Origin of the sequence: Enterococcus sp. VV15, assembly GCF_005236045.1 — a bacterium.
GTDB classification, from domain to species: domain Bacteria; phylum Bacillota; class Bacilli; order Lactobacillales; family Enterococcaceae; genus Enterococcus_B; species Enterococcus_B durans.
Genome location: NZ_QPTY01000132.1, coordinates 1 through 256, shown reverse-complemented (window position 1 = coordinate 256; position 256 = coordinate 1). Strand labels below are relative to the sequence as shown.

The 256-nt window shown below is 39.1% G+C and carries 1 protein-coding gene; it reads right to left on the bottom strand.

The features are described from left to right. Positions 1-256 (bottom strand): hypothetical protein (locus DVW83_RS16185; protein ID WP_446717774.1); only part of this gene is annotated, 256 nt, incomplete at both ends.

Below are 256 nucleotides of genomic sequence, written 5' to 3'. Positions count from 1 at the left end.
TGGTTGTTTGTTTTGTTTGGTGTTGTTTGTTTGTTGGTTGTGGTTGTTTTTTTGTTTGTTGTGTGGTTTGGGTTGGGGTTGTTTGTGTGTTGGTGGTGTTTGTTTTGGTGGTTTTTGGTTGTGGTTTGGTTTTGTGGTTTTGTGTTTTTTTGGGTGTTGGGGTTGTGTTTTGGTTGTTGGTTTGTGGTTGGTGGTGTGTTTGTTTGGGGTTTTGGGTTGGTGTTTGTTTTGTTGTTTTTTTTGGGTTGTTATATCC